Origin of the sequence: Leptothoe spongobia TAU-MAC 1115 (assembly GCF_018739885.1) — a bacterium.
GTDB classification, from domain to species: Bacteria; Cyanobacteriota; Cyanobacteriia; order Phormidesmidales; family Phormidesmidaceae; genus Leptothoe; species Leptothoe spongobia.
The window spans coordinates 158660-185042 of the sequence record NZ_JADOES010000003.1; the positions used below are offsets into that span (position 1 = coordinate 158660).

Consider the following 26383-nt stretch of genomic DNA (forward strand, 5'->3'; position numbering starts at 1 on the left):
TGATTTTAGAGGCAATGGGCAGGAGCAATGGGCAAACGTCGTGTAGGGGCGTTGCATGAACCGCCCCTACACGACGAAATCAAGGGCACACCAGCCTGTTGTAGCCGTTCAGCGGCAGCAGTTGCATCAGCAACTACCATGGTGATATCCCAATGCCAGAGGTCATTGTTAAAACTCTCTCCTAGCAGCTCTAACGCCAGTGAATCTTGGTAAAAGACCAGACTAGCTTCAGTCTTTGAAACATCTATAGCAATATCATCAATCCCCACAAACAACTCCCCCGTTGAGCAGCTCCGCCATCTTTTCGCCAGCTCGATCGCTTGTACAGGCAGCAGTCTTATTTTTTCGTTACACAAAAGCTGACCTGAGGCCAGACCGTCTTATTAACAAGGGCAATGGCAAATTGAGAGGAGCTGATAGTGGCCAGATGCAATCCAAAAAACGTTGCACTTTTTAGGCTGCATCCGAAATCCTCAAACAGAAAATGTATCCTTCCATACATTAAACATCAGAAAAAGTTGCTGCTGAACATCTGGATACCGTTCCCTTGTATTGAAGCGTGTTATTCCGATCAGCCAGAGTAAGGTGTCCTGAGAATCAGCAATCCTAAATCATAAAAACTAAGGAGTGCACCCTTATGATTACTTATACAAATCCAGCTACTATTTATCGCGCCATTCCTGCAAAGGACTCCCGACCGGATAAGCGATCTCAACTAGTTGCAACCTGGCAAACATTGAACGGCAAACTCGTCTGTCAATGGGTCGTGCGCTCATCCCTAGAACAATAATCGTAGAGGCATCCCGTAGTGGATGCCTGATAAATTTTCCCCATAACGCCCCCCTATCTCAATAACAACAGACCGGTAACAGACGCTGACGTCAGAAAAATAAAGCGCAGAAACTTATTGCCCTTTTTAATGCCCAAACTGGCTCCACAGTAACTGCCCAGCAGGGCCCCAGCAACCAGACCAGGGGCTAAGACCCAAATGGTATGACCCAGAAATACATGGGATGCGGCCCCAATCATATTCCAAAAAATCCCGTTGGCCGATAGAGTCATGGCCGTGGCATGGAGCTGGTCGTACCAGCTTTGCTATAGCGATAGCCACTACCTAAACCAATAAAGCCGACGGCCAACTTGTGGCATGCCAAAGCGTTAACAAACGGCAACCCAGCAATAAGAGGATGGGAAGCAAGATTAACCCCGCACCGCCACCGGCCAAACTAGAGAAAAAGCACGCAGCAAACGACGCCAGAAAGCTAGCGGTCATAAAACCAGGGCTAATATCAGGAATTATCTCCATTTGCCCTATTCCTCGCTGCCTGCACTCCACTGTCGAGGGTAATCAATGTTTTTACTCCGAGGAATAGCAGAAGTGGGCAAAAATTGGCACTGGCGATGAATCGCTTGATAGAGAATATTTTCGTAAACTTCGGCCTCGACGACGTATGCACCAAAGCGCTCCAGGTGAGGGTTCATCATTTGGGCATCGAAGAGGAGAAAGTTTTGCGATCGCAACCACTCCACCAATTTCACCATCGCCACCTTAGAACCATCAGGAATAGTAAAAAACATCGACTCACCAATAAAAGCTCCACCGAGTACAATCCCTAAAACTCCCCCTGCTAGCTGATCACCTTGCCATGTCTCAAAACTATGGGCATGACCTGCCCGATGAAGCATGCGATAAATCGCCTTGAGTTCATCAGAAATCCAGGTCGTCTCACGATTAGCGCATCCTTCAATCACGCCATCAAAATCTCGATTAAACGCAACCTCAAACCGATTTTGATTAATGACTCGACGGAGGGACTTTGGGTAATGAAACCGCTCATCCAATGGAATCAATGCTCGTTTGCGACTGGAATACCAATTCAGCGTTTGGTAGTCGCTATCTGCCATCAAAAAATAGCCTCGGGCGTAGCATTGCAAAATGTGGGGAATCGAGTAAGCCATAGCAGCTGTGACAGAGGGACTCGCCCGTTACATTCTTCAAACGCTTCTCCTACCGTAGCCTAAAAGAACTTACCCTAAAAGAACCTAAAACGAAAAAAGCATCGCTTACGCTACAGCATTCGTCATGACTGAACCGATTCAATCCGTCACGTTACCGCCATCCACAAACCCAAAACAGGAAGGCGAATGGCTCCAAGCATCGCTACAAAAATGGTTAGATACCGAATTTTTGCCAGAAGCTGTCAACCAAGACATCGCTCAACGCGCATCCCAAGTCTTTGTACGCCAACGCATGGAAGGGGAAAACGAACTCATCCCTTTAGTGATGGCAATTTTGACAGAGATGCAGGCGTTTGACTTCTCCAAAAGCTTTTACAGTGAATTTTCCGTCGCCAACGCCGTCGGCGATCTGCTATTAGACAGCCTTGGCATCGATCGCTGCTGTGGTGCCTAAATGATCTGGCTCCTATTTTCTAGTGGCACTGCCCTATGCGAAGCGCTCAAAGACGCCACCAGCAAACAAGCACTCAAATCTCTCGATGAATATTCAGTTCTATTAGGTTTTAGCCTGATAGGAGCCCTATTGATGGGCAGCTTGATGCTGGCGACTGAAGGGATACCTAGCTTAGGCCCCGGCTATGGAAAAGCTATCCTGATAGGCGGCAGTCTCAATATTTTGGCCTTTACCTTATATTTTCGGGCGATTAAGACTGCCGATTTATCCCTAACAGTCCCATTGATCACCCTCACACCATTGTTTCTACTAATCACATCGCCCATCATCGTGGAGGAATGGCCCACGGGCCTAGATGCTATCGGGGTTGTCCTCCTAATTGTAGGCTCCTACGTCCTTAACTTAAAACCAGGCAAAGGCGTTACCCTGGAACCGTTACAGGCCATCGTGACCAATCCCGGTAGTCGGACCATGGTAGGTGTAGCCTTTATTTGGAGCATCACCTCCAATTTGGATAAGGTCGGCACCCTAAACTCATCATCCTTGTTTTGGGGCACGTCATTATTTGCCACAGTGGCCATTGGCATGATGCCGTTTGTAGCAAAGCGTATGTGGCAAAAGGGGATTCCAGCCGTGCTCTATCCCTTCAAAGGCCAGGCCAAATTTGTGGGATTAGCCGGAATATTCCTAGCCATAGGCGTATCGCTACAGTTTGCTGCGTTGACCATGGCCCCAGTCGCCCAAGTAATCGCAGTTAAACGAATGAGCGCCCTCATTTCTGTAGGGCTCGGTTATGTCTTGTTTGAGGAAACAGGCCTCCGCGAACGTTTTCTCGGAGCCGCCATTATGGTCAGTGGAGTCGCCATTATGGCCATAGATTAGGAATATGAATTCAATGTTGCGATAGAATAGTTTTTATATAAATTTACGTGTCTATCCTTGGAGACTCGCGATGCTGACTCTAAAGATCGTTGTATACCTTACCGTTTTCTTCTTTGTAGGTCTGTTCATCTTTGGCTTTCTCAATGGTGACCCTGCTCGAAACCCTGGCCGCCAAGATATGGAATAATTCCTGCTAAGCGCTAGTTCCAAAAGAGTTCCAATGAATTTTGATCAGGCTCCTTGGCTAACTTAGCTAAGGAGCTTTTAATACAAGTCGGTTTCTCGCAAGGAACCTCAGCAAATGTCCTGATCATTAAGACAGTGACATGTCACATTGGTATGCCTCGCTCCAATGTATCCAAGGGTATTCATACCCATCACCATGTGCCTAAACCATATTCACGCTTGTGTTCATGAGGGTTAGCATCCGTCAGCTAACCATTGGCCGTTTTTAATGAGTTCTATGGCCCCCATCGATTTACCTCCTGAACCACCCTTAAATCAGCAAATAGTATTCTCCAGAAGCGCAGCAGATCTGCAAATCGTTGATCAAGGGAATCAATCCCTACTGACAGGTCATCACCCTAGCCCTCATCAAGCAATTAATCTCGCCTCAGGACCATCGTTCTCTCCAATCAGTTTGATCCCATCTAGGCAACTTTCGGTCCTCACCTCTGACGATTTCTCGATGCCGAATCTTGCTGAGTTGGCCCAATTACCTCCTCTGCCAGACCAAGCGACTCCAACTGCAACTCCACCAGCAATCATTGATGAGAACACCCTGGACACCATCAACGACGAAGTGGATGAGGTATTGGATTCAGATACGACGGTCCCTGAACACCTGGTTCCCGAACACGTTATCCCTGAAAGTATTGACACAGAAGATATAGAGCCCTCATTAGATCTAGACAACGTAGATTCAACAGCAATAGATGCCGAGAAAATTGAGTCCCAGGCAGGGGATTTAGACGTTATCAACGATGTCATCAATCCAGTTCGGTCAGAACCAGGCACCCTTGATCCACTCCCTGCTGAGAGTCATCTAGAAGAGACTGTGGACTCTGGGACTCCAGAGAGTATAGAGGAAACTCTTGAAACGGCACCAGTTAGTCCTCCTGCTGCAGAAGATACCGCAACACCTTTAGATCCTGCCAAACTAGAAATCACGGCCGATACTCAAACCTTCAACTCTAATAGGCAGGTCGTTACGGCTCGGGGCAATGTAGTGTTTAAGCTCAACAATGCTTTTTTGCTAGCTGATGAACTGTGGGTCAATTTAGTAAATCGCTACGTCTTAGCGGAAGGCAACGTTATTTTGACCCGAGGAGAACAAGAAGTTCGTGGAGAGAGAGCCGAATATAGTCTTTTGCAAGAAGAAGGCACCCTTTTTGAAACTCGCGGAGAGCTGTTTTTACCCGGACTCGCCAATGACTTTTCATCACCGTTAGAAGGCTCACTCACCAGTCGATCAGTCTTTGATCCGCTCAATCCAGACCAATCAATTAATAATGTCACCTCTGCAGGGGGCTTACAAATTAACTCCAGTATTAGCGGTGCTACGCCTGGCTCATTACCAGAGACGCGAGGTGGCGTCAGACGACTAAGATTTGAAGCGGCTCGAGTCAACTTCGATTCAGAAAGCTGGGTCGCTGAAGAGGTCAGACTTACCAATGATCCTTTTTCGCCACCGGAGCTAGAGTTTCGGACGGATCGGATGACATTAGTGACATTATCACCAACGGCTGATCTACTCACGACAGAAGATCCCAAACTGGTCTTTGACCAAGCTTTCTCACTGCCAATCTTGAAATCACGCTACGTACTTAATCGTGGAGCGGTTGACCCAAACCAGGTCAACCCTTTTTTGGTCAGCATCAGTAGCGATTCTCGTGATCGAGGTGGCGTTTTTCTAGAAAGCGAGTTTCCTCTTGTTAGGAACGAGTCTGTCAACTTCAGTATCACACCTCAGTACTTTGTAGAACGTGCGTTGGAACAGGGCGCACTTGCCTCAGAAGTATTTGGTCTTGAAGCGGACTTTAAAAGCCTCATCAGCCCACGCTCCGAAATCTCAGCCAGTGCCACACTCACAAGCTTCAACTTTAACGAGCTGGAAGATAATCTCCGTGGCAACATTCGCAATCGTTACCGCCTTGGCAATCATCTGCTAGTCAGTGAGTATACCTATCGCGATCGCCTTTTTAATGGCAGTCTGGGTTTTCAAGATGTCCGTTCTAGCCTCGGATCAGTATTACTATCACCCGTCATAAATTTGGATGGTCGTGGTCTAAATCTGACTTACCAAGTCGGTGGCCAATTGGTGACGGCTAAAACCGATCGTACTGATTTATTGAATGGACCGTTAGGGGGGGACGACCTCACCACACTCGGCCGTTTTCAGGGCAGTGCTCGTTTAAGCAAAGGCTTTAATCTCTGGCTTGGCAAACCTCTACCTGCTACCCAGACCGAAGGACTGCGTTACACCCCTGTGCCAATCGTTCCTTTTTTGAACTTGACGGTTGGACTATTTGGAGTGGGCTCCTATTACACCAATGGAGACTTCCAAGAAGTTATTGCTGGAGACATCCGTTTCGACGGTCAAATAGGTCATCTCTCAAAAAATTTCTTTGACTACACTCGGTTTAACCTGGGGTATTACCAGGAATTAATATCTGGGAATAATTCCCCCTTTTTATTTGATCGCAACGTAGACGATAGCATTTTGACCTTTGGAGTTTTACAGCAAATTGTTGGCCCTATTTTGCTAGGATTCCAAACCTCTATCAACATTGAGACTGGCGAAGATATTAATACCGAAATTATTGGTGAGTATAGTCGCCGTACCTATGGATTAGTAGTTCGCTATAGCCCCACCCAGGAAACAGGCTCCATTGGATTTAGACTCAGTGACTTTAACTGGCTTGGCAGCGGCAGCCCCTTTGATAACCGTAATACTCGGCAGGTAGAAGGCGGCGTACTAGAACAACGTTAAGCCTCTCCTTAAATAAGCGGAGCCAAGACAAATATCTGCTTGAAACTGGGCATACTAGTAACCCTTGTGATCACACAAACATCTATGGATATGGATATCTATGTGCTCAAGGGCCTGAGCCCTCCACAAACTTTAAGGTCGGTATCAAGACGTAAAGACAAACGCTAAAGTTAAGAAGTATTTTTACTCAATAAAACTGTAACTATTATTTCCTAAATGTATTAGGAAAGTATGACTTTAACAGTGAATCAATTAATAGATTGCTCTATGGGTGAGCCCTTATGATGCCACTAAATATAGAACGAGAAGCACAACAAGCTATTACGCTCATTAAGTCTTTTAGCCTGGAACTGCACACATATGGCCCTGAAAGTCAGGTCCTATATTGGCTCAACCAGTATCGAGCGCCCTGGATTCGGGATGCCATCATTGAGGCTGTCTACCAGGGAAGATATAAGATTATCTCCGTTCAGCACATCCTCTCTATCTGGGAACGACGGGGGCAACCTGTCCGCCACTTTACATCTGGGTTTGAGCAAATTATTGCTTCACACCTTGGCGCACCCATACATTTGCCACCTAATATTGCATCACAGCCCAAAGACACTGCTGCGAGTTTCAGCCTCCAAAAAACTGCCTCTCAGTTCATCCCGATGACAGGAGGTTTGTCTGACAGCAATGTCAAAATTGACAAATGGGAAGAAACATCGAGCTTCAGTCGAACGGATTATTCTGGTCTAGCCATAGAAGCATTTCCTGTAAAAGATGTTGATACTCTAGTCGAGGTTTATCAAGCCGATATGCCCGATAGCGATGCGACATACGAGACAGCACTTATGTCGCAAGCACCAACTTTCAACAGTCTCAGTTTTTCACTTGCCCAAACATCTACTACGCCGGACAGCTACACTCCAGCACAATCCAAAGTGTATGCATCTCCAGCTACCTCTGCTCCTATTCAACCGTTTCGGCCTAAGCCTCGCAACAAAGGTTAAGCCTAAGCTTTAACATCTCCTAAACGAATTTCTGAGCAAAAAGACGCCATAATTTGGCCAGTCCCATCACTGAGAACATTCGTTCGCATCCGTAGGTTGTCAGTAATAAACCACCATCGTTCTTCGGCAGAAATACCATTGGCCTCTGTCTTGATGGTGAGTACACCATTTTCTAACTGATACTGGCTTGTTTGGGGGGTGGACTGGCCAGGGACCTGACGCACAAGCTGACCAGTAGATGTATCGGTTGCGATCGCAACTACTGTCATCGACTGCGATCGAGTTGCACCACCGATAATGCTGCTTTTTTGGACAACTCGGAGTCCCGCAAACACATCGGCAGCAGAGCAATGTCCATCCTCACAGAGCTTCAACACACCTGCCTCAGCCGCATCCAGGTAGGTAATTTCTAAATCAGATTTACCAGCCTTCGATTCGCCTGCCTTTAAGTAGTGTGTGGTGCGCTGCGAAAACCAGCGCCCCCCTTGCTTTTTAAAAAAGTTCACATTCTGCATGAATTAGATCTGGATAAAGCGACACAAGCAGCCACAATTCGTTATCTGACTTTAAGTTTACGCCGCGACGGTCGTGCAAAAAAACCTTAGCTCATAGGCCAAAACCCACGCAAGCCAGCCATCCCAAGTCATTGGAGGGAATTCGCAATGATAAGCTAACAGATGCCAATAAAAACCTTTTTAGTCTGTGGTGAGATTTCAATGACCCAACCCGATCAAACGCCCTACCTATTGAGAGCCGCCAAGGGCGAAATCTTGGATCGACCACCGGTTTGGATGATGCGTCAGGCTGGTCGGTACATGAAGATCTATCGCGACCTGCGAGAGAAGTATCCGTCTTTCCGAGAGCGCTCTGAGAATCCAGACCTCGCCATTGAGATTTCACTACAGCCGTGGCGTGCGTTTCGTCCCGATGGCGTCATTATGTTTTCCGACATTTTGACTCCACTGCCAGGCATGGGTATTCCCTTTGACATTGTGGAAAGCAAGGGACCCATCATTGAACCTGCAATTCGCACTCAAGCTCAAATCGATGCCCTACGTCCTCTCAACCCGGAGGAAGATTTACCCTTCATCCGTCAAATCTTGACCACCCTGCGTCAGGAAGTAGGCAATGCATCTACCGTGCTGGGTTTTGTTGGCTCTCCTTGGACCCTAGCAGCCTATGCCGTGGAGGGTAAAAGCTCCAAAAACTATTCGGTCATCAAGGGAATGGCTTTCTCTGAGCCCAAAATGCTACACCAGCTGCTCAGTCACCTAGCAGACGGCATCGCCGCCTATGTGCGCTACCAGATTGATTGCGGCGCTCAAATAGTTCAACTGTTTGACTCTTGGGCCGGTCAGCTTAGCCCTGAAGACTATCGCACATTTGCTCTGCCCTATCAGCAACAGGTGGTCCGCCAGGTGAAAGAAACTCACCCCGACACCCCTTTGATTCTCTACATCAGCGGCAGTGCTGGCGTGCTAGAAATCATGGGCGAGTCTGGGGTGGATATCATCAGTGTTGACTGGACAGTTGATATGGCTGATGCCCGCCGTCGTCTGGGACCCAATATGAAGGTCCAGGGTAATGTTGATCCTGGTGTCCTATTTGGCTCGAAGGACTTTATTCGCGATCGCATCCTCGATACTGTCCGCAAAGCTGGTCGTGGTGGTCATATCCTCAATCTGGGCCATGGCATTCTTCCCGGCACTCCTGAAGAGAATGCAGCCCACTTCTTTGAGACTGCAAAGCAGCTTGAAGAGCTCTTGGCAGTGCCTGCCTAAACAACTTAGAGCCCTACAGTCTAGAACTGAAATAGTAAAGATTGTAGGGTTCCATGCCGTAATCCAAGAAGCGTCACATCAGCTGTCATAACTGTCCGCAAAGTAATAGTATGGATACTTGCGACACATCCAAATTGCAACCGTGAGTATTCTTCGATAGAAAATCATGGTTCGGGATGTGAACAAGGTTTAGATATTGCCCCCGATTAAACCCCGTGAGTGAACAGGCACAGACTATTAAATCGTCAACGCCGCAAAGAATTTTTATTACCGGTGCCAGCGGCTGTATCGGCCACTATGTTCTTGAGAGTCTGATTGACCATACTGACCACGAACTATTTCTGCTGCTGCGCAATCCCAATAAGCTCCAACTAGACATTGCCCACCAGTCTAGAGTGCACATACTGCAGAGTGATATTCGCCAAGTTGATCAGTTCACAGACCTGCTAGGCACGATGGATAGCGCCATCCTCATCGCCACATCATGGGGAGGAGCACCCGCAATCTACGACATTAATGTCACGGCTAACCTCAAGATTATGAATCTGCTTGATCCAGATCGGATCAGGCAAGTGCTCTACTTTTCAACCGCTAGCATCTTAGACCGTCAGAATCAGCCGCTAGATGTCGCTGGGCAGGTGACTTTTGACTATATTCGTAGCAAATATCAATGTCATCAGAAACTCAGGGATCTAGCAATTTTCCCAAAAATCACCACCCTATTTCCTACCCTGGTCTTTGGGGGAGATACTAACAAACCCTATTCCCACATCTCCAGCGGTTTATCAGAAGTCACTAAGTGGATTGATCTAATTCGCTTCTTTAGCGCCGAGGGTACACTCCACTTTATTCATGCACAAGACGTTGCCACAGTCGTCACCCATCTCATCGAGCATACGCCCCGAGCATATGATTCTAGAGAACTCGTATTAGGCAACCCAGCTCTGACCGTGGACGAAGCAGTCACAGCCGTCAGCCATTATCTAGGGCGTTCTATTTATTTCCGTATCCCCTTATCTCAAAGGCTTATAGACTTTTTCATCAAGCTCTTTAAAGTCCGGATGGAAGACTGGGATAGGTTTTGTTTAACGTATCGTCATTTTACTTATCAAAATCCCCTGACACCTAACAGCTTCGGCATAGACACTTACTGCTCCAATGTTGCCGAGCTTTTTCAAGCCACAGGAATTGAATCAAAGCAGAGAAAAACACGCTAGACTGTGTAACGCAGTAAAAGCCCATAGTTCTTAAGCTAGCTGGGCATGTCTTTTATCGAGACAGTTACTGGCCCAGTTCAAGAATGATTATGTGAGAAGTGGGACGTCAAGGCCCACTTTTTATTTTGGTTAATTTGGTTAATTAGTATGTGTTTCCATGGCCCATCCTGTCATCCCACAGGTGCTTGAAATAGCCACCCCCATTGCCACTGACTTGGGGTTAGAAGTGGTGGGCGCGGTTTTTCAAACCAATCAGAGTCCACCCGTTTTACGCATTGACGTTCGCAACCTCGGTCAAACCGACACTAGTCTAGACGACTGTGAACGCATGAGCATCGTTCTAGGCGAAGAACTCGAAACGTCTAATACCCTGCCTGATGCCTACGTCCTCGAAGTTTCCAGTCCTGGAATTTCGAACCAGCTGACAACCGCTCGGGATTTTATCGTCTTCAAGGGATTTGCCATCGAAGTCATTCTCCACACTCCTCACAAGGGCAAAAAAGTGTGGATCGGCACCTTGCTAGAACGGACAGACAAGAAACTAGCGATTAGCCAAAAAGGCCGTCGTGTTGCATTACCTATTGAATTAATCGAGTCGGTACAACTAAGTAATCAAGTTGAAGTATAGGACCATGATCACCACACCCGACATCACTGATTAGCCACAATTTACAGAAAAGTCACCCCGTTACGATATCTGAACCTACACCATTTCTTACTTTTATTCGCACCGCACCACCCCCGTTTGTTGAAAGAGGAGAGAGCCTATGTCCATGGTAAGTCTGCCCAGCCTACAAGATATGATCGAAGGCATTAGCCGAGAGCGAAACTTACCCCGTTCTGCGGTAGAGCAGGCCCTACGAGAGGCTTTGCTCAAAGGATATGAGCGTTATCGTCGTACCCGCCGCATGGATAGTGCTCAATTTGACGAAGACTACTTTGAAAATTTCGCTGTAGAACTAGATCCAGAAGAAGAAGGCTTTAGAGTCCTGTCTAGCAAAATGATTGTCGAGGCGGTTGAAAACCCTGACCATCAAATTTCCTTAGCTGAAGTAGTTGAAGTCGCTCCCGAGGCTCAGATAGGCGATGAGGTTGTCTTGGATGTCACACCAGAGCAAAAAGACTTTGGCCGTATGGCTGCCATTCAAACGAAACAGGTGCTGGCCCAAAAGTTACGAGATCAGCAACGACGATTGATTCAGGAAGAATTTCAGGATTTAGAAGGCACGATCCTGCAAGCACGCGTACTGAGGTTTGAACGGCAGTCCGTCATCATGGCTGTAAGTAGCGGTGTTGGTCAACCCGATGTTGAAGCCGAGTTACTCAAGCGGGATCAGCTCCCCAATGATAACTATCGAGCCAACGCCACATTCCGTGTAGCTCTCAAAAAAGTCTCTGAGGGCTCCCATAGAGGTCCACAATTACTGGTTTCTCGTGCAGATGCCAGTCTTGTTGTTGAGCTATTCTCCAATGAAGTCCCCGAAATTGAGGACGAAGTAGTCCGGATTGTAGCTGTTGCACGGGAAGCCAATCCCCCCTCTCGTTCTGTCGGTCCTAGAACCAAAATTGCCGTCGACACCCTAGAGCGGGATGTTGATCCCGTGGGTGCATGTATTGGAGCCAGAGGATCTCGCATACAAGTAGTTGTCAACGAACTACGGGGTGAAAAAATTGATGTCATTCGCTGGTCTCCGGATCCAGCTACCTATATTGCCAATGCCCTCAGCCCTGCAAGAGTGGATGAAGTGAGACTGATGAATCCAGAAGATCGTCAAGCTCATGTTCTTGTTCCTGAGGATCAGCTCAGCTTAGCCATTGGTAAAGAAGGACAAAATGTGCGCTTAGCAGCACGCCTAACCGGCTGGAAAATCGATATCAAAGACTCCGCCAAGTATGACTACGAAGCGGAAGACGAAAAAATACACGCTCAACTAGAAGCCAAACGTCAGCAAGAAGAGGAAGCTGCCGCTGCCTTAGCAGCTCAAATGGAAGCCATTAAAGCTGCCAATCTAGCAGCGGCAGCAGCTCAAAAAGCGGCCGATGAAGCAGCGGCCGATGCCGAAGAGCCAATAGAGGAGGCTATCGTCGAGGAAGCCCCCGCCCAAGAGGAGGAATAGAACGACATTGTGCAGCAAAACTATCGACGCTGTGTGAGCTGCCGCCAAGTCACTCACCGCAAAAATCTACTCAGGGTTGTCCGCACTTACCCGACAGGCGTGGTGCAATTGAACAAGGGCATGGGGCGTTCTGCCTACCTATGCCCCCAGGTTGATTGCTTAAATTCAGCCCATAAAAAAAATCGACTAGGCCGTACTCTGAAAACCTCTATCCCAGAAGATATCTATCGTCAACTGCATCAAAATATGAAGTAGTTGATAGATGCCCTCAGACAGACCAAGGCGTTTTTTAGGGCTGATGCTAAGGTAAGATTTAAGACCTGTGCTAATTTTCAGCCGGGAACTACCTAGCCTGCCAGAATGTTATTGAGTGAGATGGGTAAAACATCCACTTTTATCGATGTACATCATGGCCACATTGGTACCAAGAATCGATAGAATTAGATATTGCCCATATGCCCAAGGGTGAATTGTAATGTCGTTTCGATAAGGGCAGTAAGTCTATGTGACACCTTCTTTCCATAAATTGCGAGGAATATTTGGATGAACAATGGCAAAGTCAGGATATATGAGTTATCTCGGGAGTTAGATTTAGACAATAAAGATATTCTGGCCATCTGTGAACGTTTAAACATTGCGGTCAAGAGTCATAGCAGTACTATCACTGAATCAGATGCGGAGCGGATCCGTGCGACTGCGGCAGGACAACCAAAGCGTTCCCTGCAAAAGCCGACTCCAAAGCCAAAACAAAAACCGACTCTTGCCAAGCCAAAGGCACCAAATCGCCCGGTACGGAAGCAGCAAATTTTAGAAATTCGCCGCCATCAGCCATCTCCCCCTCGACCACCTGAATCAAGGGACTCTTCTGCATCGCCTTCTGCACCTAGGCCTGCTACGGATGATGGTGCTTCTGGAGATAATTTAAGGCAGCCACCGAGCCGCCCTGGACGTCCTAAACCAGCTATACGGGCTCCTCAAAAGCCTGTGCCCCGTTCCGCAGAGGCCAGTCCAGCTAGTTCATCTCCGTCATCGCCTTCAGGCTCACCAACATCCTCTGCACCGCAAATTATTCAGCCTAAGCTAGTATCACCGCCATCTCGTTCCCAGACTCCTAAACCGCGTTCTGCGAAACGGATTAGCGGCCCAGATGATCGGATATCTACTGAGGCAGGTACTGGTGAACCTAAAGCAAAACCTACTTTGCTCAAGGAGAAACCAAGCTTAAAGCCCAAGCCGGTGATCGAAGTTCGCCGTCCCAAACCTGCTGGTACCACTGCCAATGATTCAGATGTCGATGAGTCTGGCAGTGATGAGGTCAATGAAGGACCTGTTCTAGTAGGTGCTCCTCGACGTCCTGATGTACGTCGTCCTTCGGCTCCTACACGACCTCCTAAACGCGGTAAGCCTCGGGGGGAAAGTGAAGAAGAAGAAATGCGGCAGAAGGCGAGCAAAAATGCTACGAAAAAGCGTCGTGCTCAACGGTTGGATGAAGATGAGGATATCGATGAACTAGAGAGTGGTTTATCGAAGGATTCGATGTCTACACCTATCAACATTTCGTTGATGCGGCCACCTAAACCCAAATCTCGTCAGACTCAGGCAAAACCAGCTACTGTTAAGAGCCGCAGCATGCCTAGTCGGGGTGGTTCATCTCGCAACAATCGTCGCGATCGCAAGGTCGAAGTCGTCGAAGAAAAGCCAGAGCTAATCGTTCTCACGAATGGTTTAACCGTCCATGAATTAGCTCAAGAAATCAAACAACCTGATACCGAAGTCATTAAGTTCTTATTCTTTAAGGGCATTGCTACCAACATCAACCAAACCTTAGATATTCCCACCGCAAAAATGGTGGCAGAAGCGTTTGAAGTCGAAGTAGAAACTGCCGAAGCTGAATCTGAGGCGAAGAAAACTACTGAGATGCTCGACGATGCTGACCTCGAGAATCTCAAACAGCGTCCCCCTGTGGTAACGATCATGGGTCACGTTGACCATGGTAAAACCTCATTACTGGACGCTATCCGTAAAGCGAAAGTCGCCAGTGGTGAAGCAGGTGGCATTACTCAGCACATCGGTGCTTATCACGTTGATGTAGAACATGATGGCAACAAACGGCAAGTCGTGTTCTTAGATACACCTGGTCACGAAGCATTCACAGCGATGAGGGCTCGTGGTACACGGGTAACTGATATTGCGGTTCTGGTAGTAGCTGCAGATGACGGCGTACGACCTCAGACTATTGAGGCCATCAGCCATGCCAAAGCGGCTCAAGTGCCCATCGTCACTGCCATCAACAAAATTGATAAAGAAACGGCTAGTGCTGACCGCGTCAAGCAAGAGCTGATGGAACATGGCCTTGTACCTGAAGAATGGGGTGGGGACAGCATTATGGTTCCCGTCAGCGCAATCACGGGTGAAAACCTAGATCTCTTGCTCGAAATGCTGCTACTCCAAGCTGAAGTCGAAGATCTTAATGCTAACCCTGACAGACTAGCTAAAGGTACTGTCATTGAAGCCAACTTAGATAAAGCTCGTGGTCCAGTTGCTACACTGCTCATCCAAAACGGCACCCTCAGAATCGGGGACTCCATGGTAGTCGGTTCTGTCTTTGGTAAAGTACGTGCCATGATTGATGACCGACTCAATCGGGTAGAGGCAGCATCACCATCCTTTGCTGTAGAGGTCTTAGGCCTGAATGATGTTCCCCAAGCAGGAGATGAATTTGAGATCTTTGCGTCTGAAAAAGAGGCACGCTCTGTCGCTGACGATCGGGCCACAGACCAGCGTCAGTCCAGAATCCAACAATCCTTGGCATCTCGACGCGTTACTCTCAATACCCTTTCAGCCCAGGCCCAGGAAGGTGAGCTCAAGGAACTCAACATCCTTTTAAAAGCAGATGTACAAGGTTCCATAGAAGCTATTTTAGCCTCCTTGCAACAGCTACCTCAGGATGAAGTTCAAATCCGAGTTCTGATGGCAGCACCAGGAGAAATCAGTGAAACTGATGTGGACTTAGCTGCAGCTAGTGGAGCCGTCATCATTGGTTTCAACACGACGCTAGCTCCGGGAGCACAGCAGGCATCTGACCGTCTAGGTGTTGATATTCAAGATTACGACATCATCTACAAGCTGCTAGAAGATATCGAAGGAGCGATGGAAGGTCTACTTGAACCTGAATTGGTAGAAGAAGACCTAGGTGAAGTAGAAGTTCGTGCTGTCTTCCCTGTTCGAAAAGGAGCTGTGGCCGGTTGTTATGTGTTATCTGGCAAGGTTACCCGTAACTGTAAAATCCGAGTCATGCGTGGTGGTTCACAAGTTTATGAAGGAAACCTCGATTCATTGAAGCGTATGCGCGATGATGTAAAAGAGGTTGCCTCTGGCTTTGAGTGTGGTATTGGTGTTGACAAATTCAGCAACTGGCAAGAAGGCGATCGCATTAATGCCTTCAAGATGGTAACGAAACGACGCACCTTAGCAGGCCGCTCATAGCCGGGATCAGCACCTAGCCAGATACCTAAAAGCTAATAAGCTTGTCAAGCTGAGCGGAAGTGCTGTTTTAGTTTTTTTAGCCAGCAGAAGCGTTATTCCTAACATTTCTGCTGGCTAAAGTGTATTGAATAGATACAACTCGATACAAACCGTGACTATAAGCACAGCACCTCCATAGTTGCTGCGTTATCGTAAAGAAAGAAAATGCTGAAATACTTGTTCGTTCAGCTTACGCAGTGAAACCTATGGCTACTAAATCCTCCACTCTATTCAGCTCTGAAAACGCGAACGTATGGCTAAGCCTACAGCGTGCTATTTGCAATAGCGCCGGGTTTCAACGATGGAAATCGGAACTACCCAGCGATACCTTGGATACAACTCCACTGGAGCAGTTGGTAAGACGATACCTACGTGAGACCCTGGAAACTCTTGCATACTAGTTAGAGCACGACTAAGTCGGTCCTCATATCGTACTAGAGCATTTCGTTACTACGATCGGAATCCTGCTTTAACGGTCAATTAAATACTAAATACTTGTAGTTAGCCATAAAGGGAGGTTGTAAGACCTCCTTTTTTAACCTTCTGATTATAGGTAAATAATACATGAACTTTAAAATGACAAAGGCACCTATTCTGAGATAGGTGCCTTTGAGACTAAGCTAGGTTATAAAACCAAAGCAACTAAGCGTTGATCTGAGGAGCAACCATTGCAACAGGAGCAGCTTCACCAGCAGCCAAGTCTAGAGGGAAGTTGTGAGCATTACGCTCGTGCATAACTTCCATACCCAGGTTGGCGCGGTTGATCACGTCAGCCCAAGTGCTGACAACACGACCCTGAGAGTCGATGATGGACTGGTTGAAGTTGAATCCGTTCAGGTTGAACGCCATTGTCGAAATACCGAGTGCAGTAAACCAGATACCGATGACGGGCCATGCACCCAAGAAGAAGTGCAAAGAACGGCTGTTGTTGAAGGATGCGTACTGGAAGATCAAACGACCAAAGTACCCGTGAGCAGCAACAATATTGTAAGTCTCTTCTTCCTGACCAAACTTGTAACCATAGTTCTGAGATTCAACTTCAGTGGTTTCACGAACCAAAGAGGAAGTCACCAGAGAACCGTGCATAGCGGAGAACAAGGAACCACCGAATACACCCGCCACACCAAGCATGTGGAAGGGGTGCATCAGGATGTTGTGCTCAGCCTGGAAGACAAGCATGAAGTTGAAGGTACCGGAAATACCCAGGGGCATACCATCAGAGAATGAACCCTGACCGATGGGGTAGATCAAGAATACTGCGCTGGCCGCTGCTACAGGAGCAGAGTAAGCAACACAGATCCAAGGACGCATTCCCAAGCGGTAGGAAAGTTCCCACTCACGACCCATGTAGCAGAAAACGCCAATGAGGAAGTGGAAAATGACTAGCTGGTAAGGGCCACCGTTGTACAACCACTCATCCAAGGAAGCAGCTTCCCAGATGGGGTAGAAGTGTAGACCGATAGCGTTGGAAGAAGGAATTACAGCACCAGAGATGATGTTGTTGCCAAGAATCAAAGAACCAGCAACGGGCTCACGAATACCGTCGATGTCAACGGGAGGAGCGGCGATGAAGGCGATTACGAAGCAAGCTGTGGCAGCCAATAGCGTGGGGATCATTAGAACGCCAAACCAGCCTACATAGAGGCGGTTCTCGGTGCTAGTAACCCACTCACAAAACTGATCCCACAGGTTAGCGCTTTGGCGCTGCTGTAGAGTAGTTGTCATGATTTTATGAATCCTATGAATATTGTCGAGGTACGACAGTAAGCGATTGCTTACTTAGTTACCATACTAGAAGAAATAATTACTTTTGTAAACCTTAAAGCCTCCAGAGGATTTTATTTTTTGAGTAACCCTTAAGTAACCGAATACCTCACTCAGAGCCAGAAATCCTTACACAGATAAGCTTTCTGGCTTTCTGGCTTTGACAAGATGCAGGGTCATTGATGACCCTGCATCTTGATCAAAGCCAGAAATAACGCTCGTAAAAAACACTGAGTTTACACTCACTTTTTTGTAACGTTTAGCAAAGAGAGCGAAAAGTTTTGAGCGTCAAAATAACCTATAGTCCTTCCTACACAATAGTTCCAACCTATGAGTGCTTTAACCAATGCAGCTACTGTAATTTTCGAGTCCAGCCTGGCACTGATAATTGGCTTAGCTTGGACCAAGCAAAAACCATACTTCATCAGCTAGATTCAATTGAAATATTAATTCTGAGTGGGGAAGTTCATCCTCAGAGTCAGCGTCGAAGCGCTTGGTTGCAACGTATTTATGCACTCTGTCACCTGGCTCTTCAAAAAGGGTTTTTACCCCACACTAATGCTGGACCTTTAAGTTTTGAAGAGATGGAAACCCTCAAGCAGGTCAATGTATCAATGGGTCTTATGCTTGAGCAGCTAAGCCCTCGCCTGTTGAAGAATATTCATCGTAATTCACCTAGTAAGCATCCAGCAGTCAGGCTACAACAACTGCATTGGGCAGGAAAGCTAAAAATCCCCTTTACAACTGGCCTACTACTGGGCATCGGAGAAACAGAAACTGATTGGGAAGAGACATTAACTGCGATCTCAACTATCCATAAGCAATACGGCCATATCCAAGAAGTCATCCTTCAACCACATCAGCCAGGCAAACGACAACAATCGCCAGGCTCTCCTTGTGATGACCAGATGTTACTCCAAGCGGTAAAAATAGCCCGAAACCTATTGCCTCAAGACATCGCCATCCAGATTCCACCTAACTTAGTTAAAACAACTGATATGATCCTCGCCTGCTTAGACGCTGGCGCCATGGACTTAGGAGGCATCGGGCCAATAGACGAAGTCAATCCTAATTACCTCCATCACAGCCTGAAAACATTAACAACTCTATTGGAGACATATGGCTACAGACTCCAGCCTCGACTACCTATCTACCCCCAATACGACAATTGGCTGCCGCATCCCCTCAAAAAAAGAGTCCAGTCATGGCGAACACGACTGAACCTGGAGATTACTTCATAGGTAGAGACAGCAGGCAGCAGAAAGTCCTTTCCCTGCCTGCTAATTAGCTAAATCCGTCCACGTAGCATCTGTGCCATTTCATTTTGACGAGGAGACATCTCTAGAGCTGTTTCCTCAGTAATACGTCCCGACTCATACAGAGAATAGAGAGACTGATTCATCGTCGACATACCGTCAAAAGTACATTTCGGCAACAGCGCCTCAACTTCATCCAGCTGACCTCGCTGAATGTAATCCTTAATAGCATCCGTATTGATCAGGATTTCATGGAAGGCCGCTCGCTTACCATCGGTAGTCCGGCAAAGCCCCTGTGCCACCACCGCAACCAGCGACTCAGCAATCGAAATCCGAACAGCGCTCTGCTGTTCTGGCTCATACATACCCAAAACACGTTCTACCGTTTTGACAGCACTGTTCGTATGTAGAGTACCAAACACTAAATGTCCTGTTTGAGCAGCCTTTAAAGCAATATCGACTGTTTCACGATCTCGAATCTCACCGATTAAAATCACATCAGGATCTTCTCTGAGAGATGCTTTCAGGGCATTCTTAAACTCCATCGTATGAATGCCAACTTCTCGCTGCTTGATCAGAGACATCCGACTACCATGCACAAATTCCACCGGATCTTCAATCGTAATGATGTTCTTTGGCATATCTGTATTGATGTAGTCAATCATCGCTGCTAACGACGTTGACTTACCAGACCCCGTAGGACCAGTTACCAGCACCAGCCCTTTGTGATAATGACAAATATCCTTGAGAACCACTGGCAAATTAAGCTGATCAATGGTCAAAATCTTGACCGGAATGAGACGCATCACTAAAGATGGCCCTCTCAGAGTATTGAAGATATTAATCCTGACTCGGGTAAAGTCAAAGTGCGCTGCTCCATCAAAATCCATCCTCTGTTTAAAGTCCTGGATCTGATCGGGCTTAAGCACCTCAGACAACCAGCCATAAAAAGTCGCTTCATCGGTCGAGGGATAATCCGTAGTTTCAATCTCGCCTCGATTCCGAAAACGCGGCACCTCACCAACACCTAGGTGAACATCCGAGAAGCCTTTGTCAAAGGCTTCTCGGACGATACGCTCTAGCGTTAGACCACCACCAACGCGAACACCACCAGCAGACTTTGGCATCGGTGGAGGAGCAGCCGTACGAGAACCAGCAGCTCTCCCCATGCCAGGAGGTGGCGGCGGCGCAACTCGCTTGGGCGGCGGCGGTGGAGCAGACGGCATTGAAGCGGGGCGTTGTGGATCAGACATAAAGCACCAAAGCCTTCAGTTAACGACGGACAACATCAAGAAAATACGCCTATGCTCCTGACATAGGGCAGACAAACCTACTAATCACTCACAGCCTACCCAAAAAATCAATAGCAGTTAGCAGATACCGAGGCCCAGAATCACCCAAGAAACTGAGACACATCCTGTGCTACCCTAGTTTAGCTCTTAATATTTCACACACCTAGGGATTTCGGGTGTTTCAGCAATACTCAGACAGGTTATGCTGCTGTATTTTTACTGAAATGCACACTGGGTGGAGGTTTAACCCGGAAGGAGAAAATTAAATGCCTGTTGTAACGCTGGCTCAATTGCTTGAGTCGGGGGTTCACTTTGGTCACCAGACCCGTCGTTGGAACCCCAAAATGGATCAATATATTTTCACCGCTCGTAATGGTGTTCATATTATTGACCTCGTTCAGACTGCTCAGCTACTCGACAATGCCTATGCCTTTGTTCGGCGCTCTGCTGAAAAGGGACAAAAGTTTTTATTTGTAGGTACTAAACGTCAGGCAGCTGGCATCGTTGCTGAAGAAGCTAGCCGGTGCGGGTCTTACTATATCAACCAGCGCTGGCTGGGAGGTATGCTGACTAACTGGACCACAATTAAGACTCGTGTAGAGCGTCTCAAAGAATTGGAGCGCATGCAGGAAACTGGAGCTCTAGCCCTCAGACCAAAGAAAGAGGCTGCCGTTCTAAGACGTGAACTGGAAAAGCTCCAGAAGTATTTGGGTGGGATCAAACTGATGCGTCGGTTGCCTGATGTCGTCATCATGGTTGACATTAAGCGTGAGTATAATGCGGTCCAAGAATGTCAGAAACTTGGTATTCCCATTGTTTCTTTACTAGATACCAACTGCGATCCCGATGTAGTGGATATCCCCATTCCTGGTAATGATGATGCTATTCGTTCAATCAAGTTGATTCTCGGTAGCTTAGCCAACGCGATCTATGAAGGCTCTCATGGTCAAGCACCTCAGAGTGATGGCGATGGAGACGATATTTATGCCGACTATCCCAGTGCCGAAGCAGATTATGATTATGCTGAGGAAGCTGTTCCTGCTGCAGACGAAGTGCCTGCGGCTACAGACGAGGTGCCTGCGGCTACAGACGAGGTGCCTGCGGCTACAGACGAGGTGCCTGCGGCTACAGACGAGGTGCCTGCGGCTGCGGACGAGGTGCCTGCTGCGGACGAGGTGCCTGCTGCGGTAGAAGCTAGTCCTGTGGCTGAAAGCGAATAAAGCGCTGTAAGCCTTTTTGATTTCGTATTGACAGCTGAGCCCTTGCTTTGGGTGTCAGCTGTCGGTGCTTGTAACAGTGTGAATACTGGCAAGAGCTTTGTTGTCGCAAGTAAAACATTAGTATAGGAGGAGATAATGGCAGGCATTTCTGCAAAACAAGTAAAAGAACTGCGCGACACGACTGGCGCAGGCATGATGGATTGTAAAAAGGCCCTCCAGGAATCAGATGGAGATCTGCAGAAGGCTGTCGAGTGGCTACGTCAAAAAGGCATCACCTCAGCCGCGAAGAAAGAAGGCCGTGTAGCTGCAGAGGGACTAGTCGAAAGCTATATCCACACAGGTGGTCGTGTTGGTGTACTAGTCGAGATCAATTGTGAAACTGACTTCGTTGCCCGTCGCGCCGAATTCAAAACATTAGCTCGCGATATTGCCATGCAAATCGCAGCTTGCCCTAACGTTGAAGTCATTAAAACTAGTGAAATTCCTCAAGATTCAATTGAACGTGAGCGGGAAATTGAAATGGGCCGTGAGGATCTTGCCAAAAAGCCTGAAAATATTCGAGCCAAAATCGTCGATGGGCGTATCGCAAAGCGTCTTAAGGAATTATCTCTGCTAGACCAGCCCTTTATTAAGGATCAGAACATCACTATTGAAGAACTGATCCAACAGTCGGTTGCCACTCTGGGGGAAAAAATTCAAGTTCGACGTTTTTCACGATTTACCCTAGGTGAGGGTATTGAGAAGAAAGAGGAGAACTTTGCAGAAGAAGTAGCCGCTCAAACTGGCCAAACGCAAAAAGAAGAGAAGCCCGTAGCTGCAGAAGAGCCTCAGAAAGAAATTCCAAAGGCAAAGGCAGCACCTAAAGCTGAGAAAAAGAAAGGCAAAAAGAAAAAGAAGTAGTCCAATCCCAGGACGGTTCTCGTTTTTTTCATTAGCGAGGCAAGACTCTAGGAGTTTCTGCCTCGTTTTTTACATTCACAACTAAACCTTGTCCACGTCCAGAACGGTCGTTTTACCGTGGGAGAAACTACAGGTTTCAACTTGGACGTGGTTTAAGATAGATAATCTATCCACGCTCTGAAGATGCCGCGATTCTAAATTAGATTAATGCCTTGACGTCTTAGGGCACATTTACCATAAGTCCTATACTAGGACTGTCAAAGCTCCTGCTAGCATTGACATTCACATTATTTCTCTATCTAATCATGTGCGCTAATGGTTAACGCAAGTGGTCATATTGAACAGCAGCTTTCTAAGCTTCAAATACAAACTGCTGATATTGCCACTGAGCTTGAAACCTTAGTTGACAAATATCTGCAAGTTTTAAGTCAGGCGAGCAAACGTCAATTAGTACTTGCGGCTTATCACGTTTGCACCCAAGTCTATCCTGATAAATTTTTAGAGCTCAGTTTGTCTCAACGCGATCGGCTACAACAAGAGCTACGGGAGTTGGGTAATCGCATCCAATCACAGCTCAGGGATAAATGGGACACAGCTAAACGTTTGAGCTTACGACCAGCGGAAGAGGATGGCCTAGCAGTTATTCGACAATTATTTCTAGAAGCAGCCTCAGCTAGAGATGAGACTGATATGGAGAACTCTGCGGATCAGCAAGATGCTTTAGATGAGCAGCCCACACAACCAGCGCCCGAAGAACCCAAAGCAAATGTAGATGAGACGATACCTAATAAACGATCTCAGGAAAAACTATTAGCTGAAATTCAGACGCTTATAGGTAGTGAGCGCTTGGAAGAGGATATGTCAGACCCCGAAAACGAGACCACGGGTCCCATGCAGCCTGCTCAGATCATGCGACGACAAATTTTAATCGAAAAGGCTATCCGAGATGTCCTAAAGACAGTGTCAGAAAAAGCGAATGATATTTTGCAAAAGGCTAGTGTCATGCCGGAGCTACCGAAAGCGTTATTAGCTGCGGCCTCTGATGCAGAACGCCTCGGACACATACCGATGAAAACACCCAATTTGGTCAGACTGTCAATCAAGGTAATGCATGAACCGAGTAAAGATAGTTTTGCCAAGCATGATGATGAAGAATCTGACTCAGAAGACGAGACTCAGTCAGATCAATGGCCTGATGAAGCAGAAATTTCAGCCGCTATCATTGCGAGAGAGGATGATAGCGCCGAGCATGATGATACTAACTCTGACAATCGTCCAGAGTCCATATCAATGCCACGATTTCTGCAACTAGACTCTCTGCCTGACTTTGTCATGATCCATTTACGACTATCAGAAATTGAGTTTGCCGAAACTAATGTGGCAATTTGGCGTAGCCGTATCCGTAAGAAAATGGGCCATCTCAAACAAGTAGGCCATGCCTATAAAGATGCTGAACGTCAGCTTGCGATCGCACAAGCCGAAGATGCCTGGAGAGCCAGCTGGACCAACGACTAATGGCCGATCTACCCGACTGGCTCCGCCTACAAAAGGCCCTGAGTGTCGAAGCCGAAACAGGGTTTAATGATCTACAGGGTCATCAAAAGCGATTTAGCGAATTTTTGCGAGACAGTTTGCGAGTGTCTCCTGCCAATTTGCCAGTCATCGACCAAGAGCGTTGGATCACACTTTCACAAGACTTCGACAAGTACAGCGCCCTCAGTTTTGCCCAGCGCCAGCACCTGATAGCAGACACACGCCGATTTCTGCAGCAGAGTCGTCAGCTACTGGAGAAACCCAGGCCCAACGTTGCTAAGGAGCCCAATGCTACAAAATTTAATCAGCGGCCTAAAACAAAGTCCCTAACCGCTCAAGTCAATAACCTATACCAATCGGGACATCCCCTTGATCAGCCTCTCACTTATCTCAAAGGCATGGGGCCTAAAAATAGTGAACGTCTGGCCAAATTAGGCTTATACACCGTACGGGATGTGCTGTATTACTACCCTCGCGACCATCTGGACTATGCTCGTCAGGTTAAAATTCGAGATCTCAAACCCGGTGATACCGTTACTATCGTTGGCACCGTAAAACGTTGTAACTGCTTCAACAGCCCCCGCAATGCCAAACTGACCATCTTCGAACTCAGTCTCTATGACGGTACTGGCACCCTAAAAATTAGCCGATTCTTTGCTGGCGCGCGCTTTCGTAATCGAGGGTGGCAAGAACGCCAAAAAAGGCTCTATCCAGCCGGTGCCACTTTGGCCGCATCGGGACTGGTGAAAAAAGGCAAATACGGCATTACTCTGGACGATCCAGACCTGGAAGTGCTGGGGGATGCCCAAGAGCCGATTGACTCGACTACTGTCGGTCGCGTGGTGCCAGTATATCCTCTCACTGAGGGAGTTCCGGCCCCCTTAGTGCGCAAAGCAGTGGTCGCCGCATTACCCGCTGCCGTCGAAATTCGCGATCCGTTTACTACAGCACTGCGCGAGGAATATGGCCTCATTCAGCTGCCTGTGGCAATCGCCCATATCCACTTCCCTCCAGACAGCGACACATTAACCCTCGCTCGGCGACGTCTCGTGTTCGATGAGTTTTTCTATCTACAGCTGGGTCTGTTGTCTCGTCGCCAACAGCAACAGTCACAAACTCAAATTCACATGGCTCCCACTGGAAAGCTGATCGATCAGTTCTATGAAGTACTGCCGTTTAAGCTGACAAAAGCGCAGTCACGGGTGGTGCAAGAGATTTTAGTGGATTTACAACAGTCCACCCCCATGAATCGACTGGTGCAGGGGGATGTCGGCTCAGGTAAAACCGTCGTCGCCGTTGTCGCTATCTTGGCAGCGATTCAAGCTGGATATCAGGCAGCTCTGATGGCTCCCACCGAAGTTCTGGCAGAGCAGCATTACCGGAAATTAGTCGAATGGTTTAACCTGCTTCACTTACCTGTAGAGCTATTAACAGGCTCGACTAAAACGGCAAAACGACGAGAAATTCATTCTCAGCTAGAAACTGGAGAATTACCCATTCTGGTAGGCACCCATGCCCTGATCGAGGACCCAGTAAAATTTACGCGATTGGGGCTGGTTACCATTGATGAGCAACATCGATTTGGCGTAGCCCAGCGGGCAAAACTCCAAAATAAGGGAGAAAGCCCTCACGTACTCACCCTCACAGCCACCCCCATACCTCGCACATTGGCGCTAACACTGCATGGGGATCTTGATGTTAGTCAGATCGATGAGCTACCACCGGGACGTAAGCCCATTCAAACAACGCTCTTGGGTGGCCGGGATCGCAATCATGCCTACGATCTGATCCGTCGAGAAATCGCTCAGGGTCATCAAATCTATATCGTGCTACCCCTAGTGGACGAATCTGAAAAACTGGACCTCCGTTCGGCTATTGAAGAACATCAGCGACTCAGCGACGTTGTCTTCCCGGAGTTTCAGGTAGGGCTCCTACATGGACGCATGAGCTCCAGCGATAAAGATGCAGCAATCACCACCTTCCGCAACCGTGGTACTCAAATTTTGGTATCGACCACAGTGGTAGAAGTAGGTGTGGACATCCCTAATGCCAGCGTCATGTTGATCGAACATGCAGAACGCTTCGGTCTATCGCAACTCCACCAGCTTAGAGGGCGAGTGGGGCGGGGAGCAGACCAATCCTATTGCCTCTTGATGAGTAGCAGCAAAAGTGAAACCGCATTACAGCGATTGCGAGTCCTGGAACAGTCCCAAGACGGATTCTTTATTGCCGAAATGGACTTACGCTTTCGAGGTCCTGGCCAAGTACTCGGAACTCGCCAGTCAGGTCTACCTGACTTTGCCCTGGCCAGCCTTGTCAACGATCAAGCAGTGCTAGAGCTAGCGCGTACAGCAGCTGAAAAGCTAATCCAGCAAGACTCCAGCCTTGACCAGTGGCCTCTAATTCAAAAGGAACTGAACCGGCGATATCAAAAACTCATGGGCGGCGCAATTTTCACTTAGATAGTAGTGTCATCCCTGGAATACTAGGCAGCGT

General features: G+C 47.7%; 24 protein-coding genes and 1 pseudogene. 18 read left to right on the forward strand and 7 right to left on the reverse strand.

The annotated features are described in order from the left end of the window. Positions 1-5: 5 nt before the first annotated feature. Positions 6-356 (reverse strand): VOC family protein, encoded by a 351-nt coding sequence (locus IXB50_RS02285; RefSeq protein ID WP_215607313.1) that lies wholly within the window; start codon positions 354-356, stop codon positions 6-8. A gap of 281 nt (positions 357-637) precedes the next feature. On the opposite strand from IXB50_RS02285, the gene IXB50_RS02290 reads away from it, so the two are divergent. Further along, positions 638-790: a hypothetical protein gene (locus tag IXB50_RS02290; protein WP_215607314.1), complete on the forward strand. Its 153-nt coding sequence runs from the start codon at positions 638-640 to the stop codon at positions 788-790. 53 nt (positions 791-843) lie between these two features. Here IXB50_RS02290 and IXB50_RS21950 read toward each other — a convergent pair. The 3 genes and pseudogenes from IXB50_RS21950 to aat form a co-directional block, all read right to left on the reverse strand. Then, a pseudogene (locus IXB50_RS21950) lies at positions 844-1065 on the reverse strand (TSUP family transporter); the annotation flags it as partial. A gap of 49 nt (positions 1066-1114) precedes the next feature. Next, positions 1115-1306, reverse strand: coding sequence for a hypothetical protein (locus IXB50_RS21955; protein ID WP_246564042.1), 192 nt, complete (start codon positions 1304-1306; stop codon positions 1115-1117). A 5-nt stretch (positions 1307-1311) separates the two neighbouring features. Next, entirely contained in the window at positions 1312-1959 is a 648-nt protein-coding gene (gene aat, locus IXB50_RS02300) for a leucyl/phenylalanyl-tRNA--protein transferase (protein WP_215607315.1), read from the reverse strand. A 124-nt stretch (positions 1960-2083) separates the two neighbouring features. Here aat and IXB50_RS02305 point away from each other — a divergent pair, with 124 nt between their 5' ends. The 5 genes from IXB50_RS02305 (at position 2084) to IXB50_RS02325 (ending at position 7282) form a co-directional block, all read left to right on the forward strand. Continuing rightward, complete coding sequence (locus IXB50_RS02305; protein ID WP_215607316.1) at positions 2084-2413, forward strand: hypothetical protein; 330 nt, start codon at positions 2084-2086, stop codon at positions 2411-2413. Further along, positions 2414-3295: an EamA family transporter gene (locus tag IXB50_RS02310; protein WP_215607317.1), complete on the forward strand. Its 882-nt coding sequence runs from the start codon at positions 2414-2416 to the stop codon at positions 3293-3295. 70 nt (positions 3296-3365) lie between these two features. Then, positions 3366-3482 (forward strand): photosystem II reaction center protein I, encoded by a 117-nt coding sequence (locus IXB50_RS02315; RefSeq protein ID WP_215607318.1) that lies wholly within the window; start codon positions 3366-3368, stop codon positions 3480-3482. A gap of 267 nt (positions 3483-3749) precedes the next feature. Beyond that, positions 3750-6287, forward strand: a complete 2538-nt coding sequence (locus tag IXB50_RS02320) for a DUF3769 domain-containing protein (RefSeq protein WP_215607319.1) — start codon at positions 3750-3752, stop codon at positions 6285-6287. A 281-nt stretch (positions 6288-6568) separates the two neighbouring features. After that, positions 6569-7282 (forward strand): hypothetical protein, encoded by a 714-nt coding sequence (locus IXB50_RS02325; RefSeq protein WP_215607320.1) that lies wholly within the window; start codon positions 6569-6571, stop codon positions 7280-7282. Positions 7283-7284: 2 nt separating this feature from the next. Here IXB50_RS02325 and IXB50_RS02330 read toward each other — a convergent pair whose 3' ends face one another. Continuing rightward, positions 7285-7788: a phycobiliprotein lyase gene (locus IXB50_RS02330; RefSeq protein ID WP_215607321.1), complete on the reverse strand. Its 504-nt coding sequence runs from the start codon at positions 7786-7788 to the stop codon at positions 7285-7287. A gap of 210 nt (positions 7789-7998) precedes the next feature. Between IXB50_RS02330 and hemE the strand changes: the two genes are divergently transcribed. From hemE to IXB50_RS02365, 7 genes are all read left to right on the forward strand, one after another. Beyond that, positions 7999-9063, forward strand: coding sequence for a uroporphyrinogen decarboxylase (hemE, locus tag IXB50_RS02335; protein ID WP_215607322.1), 1065 nt, complete (start codon positions 7999-8001; stop codon positions 9061-9063). A 215-nt stretch (positions 9064-9278) separates the two neighbouring features. Beyond that, positions 9279-10280, forward strand: a complete 1002-nt coding sequence (locus tag IXB50_RS02340) for an NAD-dependent epimerase/dehydratase family protein (protein WP_326520706.1) — start codon at positions 9279-9281, stop codon at positions 10278-10280. Between the two features lie 157 nt (positions 10281-10437). Then, on the forward strand, positions 10438-10908 hold the full coding sequence (gene rimP / locus IXB50_RS02345) for a ribosome maturation factor RimP (protein ID WP_215607323.1): 471 nt from the start codon (positions 10438-10440) through the stop codon (positions 10906-10908). A gap of 139 nt (positions 10909-11047) precedes the next feature. Next, a complete protein-coding gene (gene nusA / locus IXB50_RS02350; RefSeq protein WP_215607324.1) occupies positions 11048-12397 on the forward strand; it encodes a transcription termination factor NusA in 1350 nt (449 codons plus the stop codon). 9 nt (positions 12398-12406) lie between these two features. Further along, complete coding sequence (locus tag IXB50_RS02355) at positions 12407-12652, forward strand: YlxR family protein (protein ID WP_215607325.1); 246 nt, start codon at positions 12407-12409, stop codon at positions 12650-12652. A 288-nt stretch (positions 12653-12940) separates the two neighbouring features. Next, positions 12941-15883, forward strand: coding sequence for a translation initiation factor IF-2 (infB, locus tag IXB50_RS02360; RefSeq protein ID WP_215607326.1), 2943 nt, complete (start codon positions 12941-12943; stop codon positions 15881-15883). 245 nt (positions 15884-16128) lie between these two features. After that, on the forward strand, positions 16129-16323 hold the full coding sequence (locus tag IXB50_RS02365; protein ID WP_215607327.1) for a hypothetical protein: 195 nt from the start codon (positions 16129-16131) through the stop codon (positions 16321-16323). Between the two features lie 241 nt (positions 16324-16564). Here the strand turns inward: IXB50_RS02365 and psbA are convergent, their stop codons facing one another. Then, a complete protein-coding gene (psbA, locus tag IXB50_RS02370; protein ID WP_215607328.1) occupies positions 16565-17647 on the reverse strand; it encodes a photosystem II q(b) protein in 1083 nt (360 codons plus the stop codon). A 320-nt stretch (positions 17648-17967) separates the two neighbouring features. Here psbA and cofG point away from each other — a divergent pair, with 320 nt between their 5' ends. Next, positions 17968-18927 (forward strand): 7,8-didemethyl-8-hydroxy-5-deazariboflavin synthase subunit CofG, encoded by a 960-nt coding sequence (gene cofG, locus IXB50_RS02375; RefSeq protein ID WP_215607329.1) that lies wholly within the window; start codon positions 17968-17970, stop codon positions 18925-18927. A 47-nt stretch (positions 18928-18974) separates the two neighbouring features. Here cofG and IXB50_RS02380 read toward each other — a convergent pair whose 3' ends face one another. Further along, entirely contained in the window at positions 18975-20195 is a 1221-nt protein-coding gene (locus IXB50_RS02380) for a type IV pilus twitching motility protein PilT (protein WP_215607330.1), read from the reverse strand. Positions 20196-20500: 305 nt separating this feature from the next. Between IXB50_RS02380 and rpsB the strand changes: the two genes are divergently transcribed. The 4 genes from rpsB to recG all read left to right on the forward strand — a co-directional run bounded on the left by rpsB (position 20501) and on the right by recG (position 26349). Continuing rightward, positions 20501-21454 (forward strand): 30S ribosomal protein S2, encoded by a 954-nt coding sequence (gene rpsB, locus IXB50_RS02385; RefSeq protein ID WP_215607331.1) that lies wholly within the window; start codon positions 20501-20503, stop codon positions 21452-21454. A 135-nt stretch (positions 21455-21589) separates the two neighbouring features. Next, a complete protein-coding gene (tsf, locus tag IXB50_RS02390; RefSeq protein WP_215607332.1) occupies positions 21590-22354 on the forward strand; it encodes a translation elongation factor Ts in 765 nt (254 codons plus the stop codon). A gap of 315 nt (positions 22355-22669) precedes the next feature. Beyond that, positions 22670-23869, forward strand: a complete 1200-nt coding sequence (locus tag IXB50_RS02395) for a hypothetical protein (RefSeq protein ID WP_215607333.1) — start codon at positions 22670-22672, stop codon at positions 23867-23869. Beyond that, complete coding sequence (recG, locus tag IXB50_RS02400; RefSeq protein ID WP_215607334.1) at positions 23869-26349, forward strand: ATP-dependent DNA helicase RecG; 2481 nt, start codon at positions 23869-23871, stop codon at positions 26347-26349. The genes IXB50_RS02395 and recG overlap by 1 nt, the downstream gene beginning before the upstream one ends. Positions 26350-26383: the final 34 nt, after the last annotated feature.

Bases quoted from the DNA above. Each gene is read 5' to 3' on its own strand.
- IXB50_RS02290 (WP_215607314.1), top strand. From the start codon at position 638: ATGATTACTTATACAAATCCAGCTACTATTTATCGCGCCATTCCTGCA.
- IXB50_RS21955 (WP_246564042.1), bottom strand. From the start codon at position 1,306: ATGGAGATAATTCCTGATATTAGCCCTGGTTTTATGACCGCTAGCTTT.
- aat (WP_215607315.1), bottom strand. From the start codon at position 1,959: ATGGCTTACTCGATTCCCCACATTTTGCAATGCTACGCCCGAGGCTAT.
- IXB50_RS02305 (WP_215607316.1), top strand. From the start codon at position 2,084: ATGACTGAACCGATTCAATCCGTCACGTTACCGCCATCCACAAACCCA.
- IXB50_RS02310 (WP_215607317.1), top strand. From the start codon at position 2,414: ATGATCTGGCTCCTATTTTCTAGTGGCACTGCCCTATGCGAAGCGCTC.
- IXB50_RS02315 (WP_215607318.1), top strand. From the start codon at position 3,366: ATGCTGACTCTAAAGATCGTTGTATACCTTACCGTTTTCTTCTTTGTA.
- IXB50_RS02320 (WP_215607319.1), top strand. From the start codon at position 3,750: ATGAGTTCTATGGCCCCCATCGATTTACCTCCTGAACCACCCTTAAAT.
- IXB50_RS02325 (WP_215607320.1), top strand. From the start codon at position 6,569: ATGATGCCACTAAATATAGAACGAGAAGCACAACAAGCTATTACGCTC.
- hemE (WP_215607322.1), top strand. From the start codon at position 7,999: ATGACCCAACCCGATCAAACGCCCTACCTATTGAGAGCCGCCAAGGGC.
- rimP (WP_215607323.1), top strand. From the start codon at position 10,438: ATGGCCCATCCTGTCATCCCACAGGTGCTTGAAATAGCCACCCCCATT.
- nusA (WP_215607324.1), top strand. From the start codon at position 11,048: ATGTCCATGGTAAGTCTGCCCAGCCTACAAGATATGATCGAAGGCATT.
- infB (WP_215607326.1), top strand. From the start codon at position 12,941: ATGAACAATGGCAAAGTCAGGATATATGAGTTATCTCGGGAGTTAGAT.
- IXB50_RS02365 (WP_215607327.1), top strand. From the start codon at position 16,129: ATGGCTACTAAATCCTCCACTCTATTCAGCTCTGAAAACGCGAACGTA.
- psbA (WP_215607328.1), bottom strand. From the start codon at position 17,647: ATGACAACTACTCTACAGCAGCGCCAAAGCGCTAACCTGTGGGATCAG.
- IXB50_RS02380 (WP_215607330.1), bottom strand. From the start codon at position 20,195: ATGTCTGATCCACAACGCCCCGCTTCAATGCCGTCTGCTCCACCGCCG.
- rpsB (WP_215607331.1), top strand. From the start codon at position 20,501: ATGCCTGTTGTAACGCTGGCTCAATTGCTTGAGTCGGGGGTTCACTTT.
- tsf (WP_215607332.1), top strand. From the start codon at position 21,590: ATGGCAGGCATTTCTGCAAAACAAGTAAAAGAACTGCGCGACACGACT.
- IXB50_RS02395 (WP_215607333.1), top strand. From the start codon at position 22,670: ATGGTTAACGCAAGTGGTCATATTGAACAGCAGCTTTCTAAGCTTCAA.
- recG (WP_215607334.1), top strand. From the start codon at position 23,869: ATGGCCGATCTACCCGACTGGCTCCGCCTACAAAAGGCCCTGAGTGTC.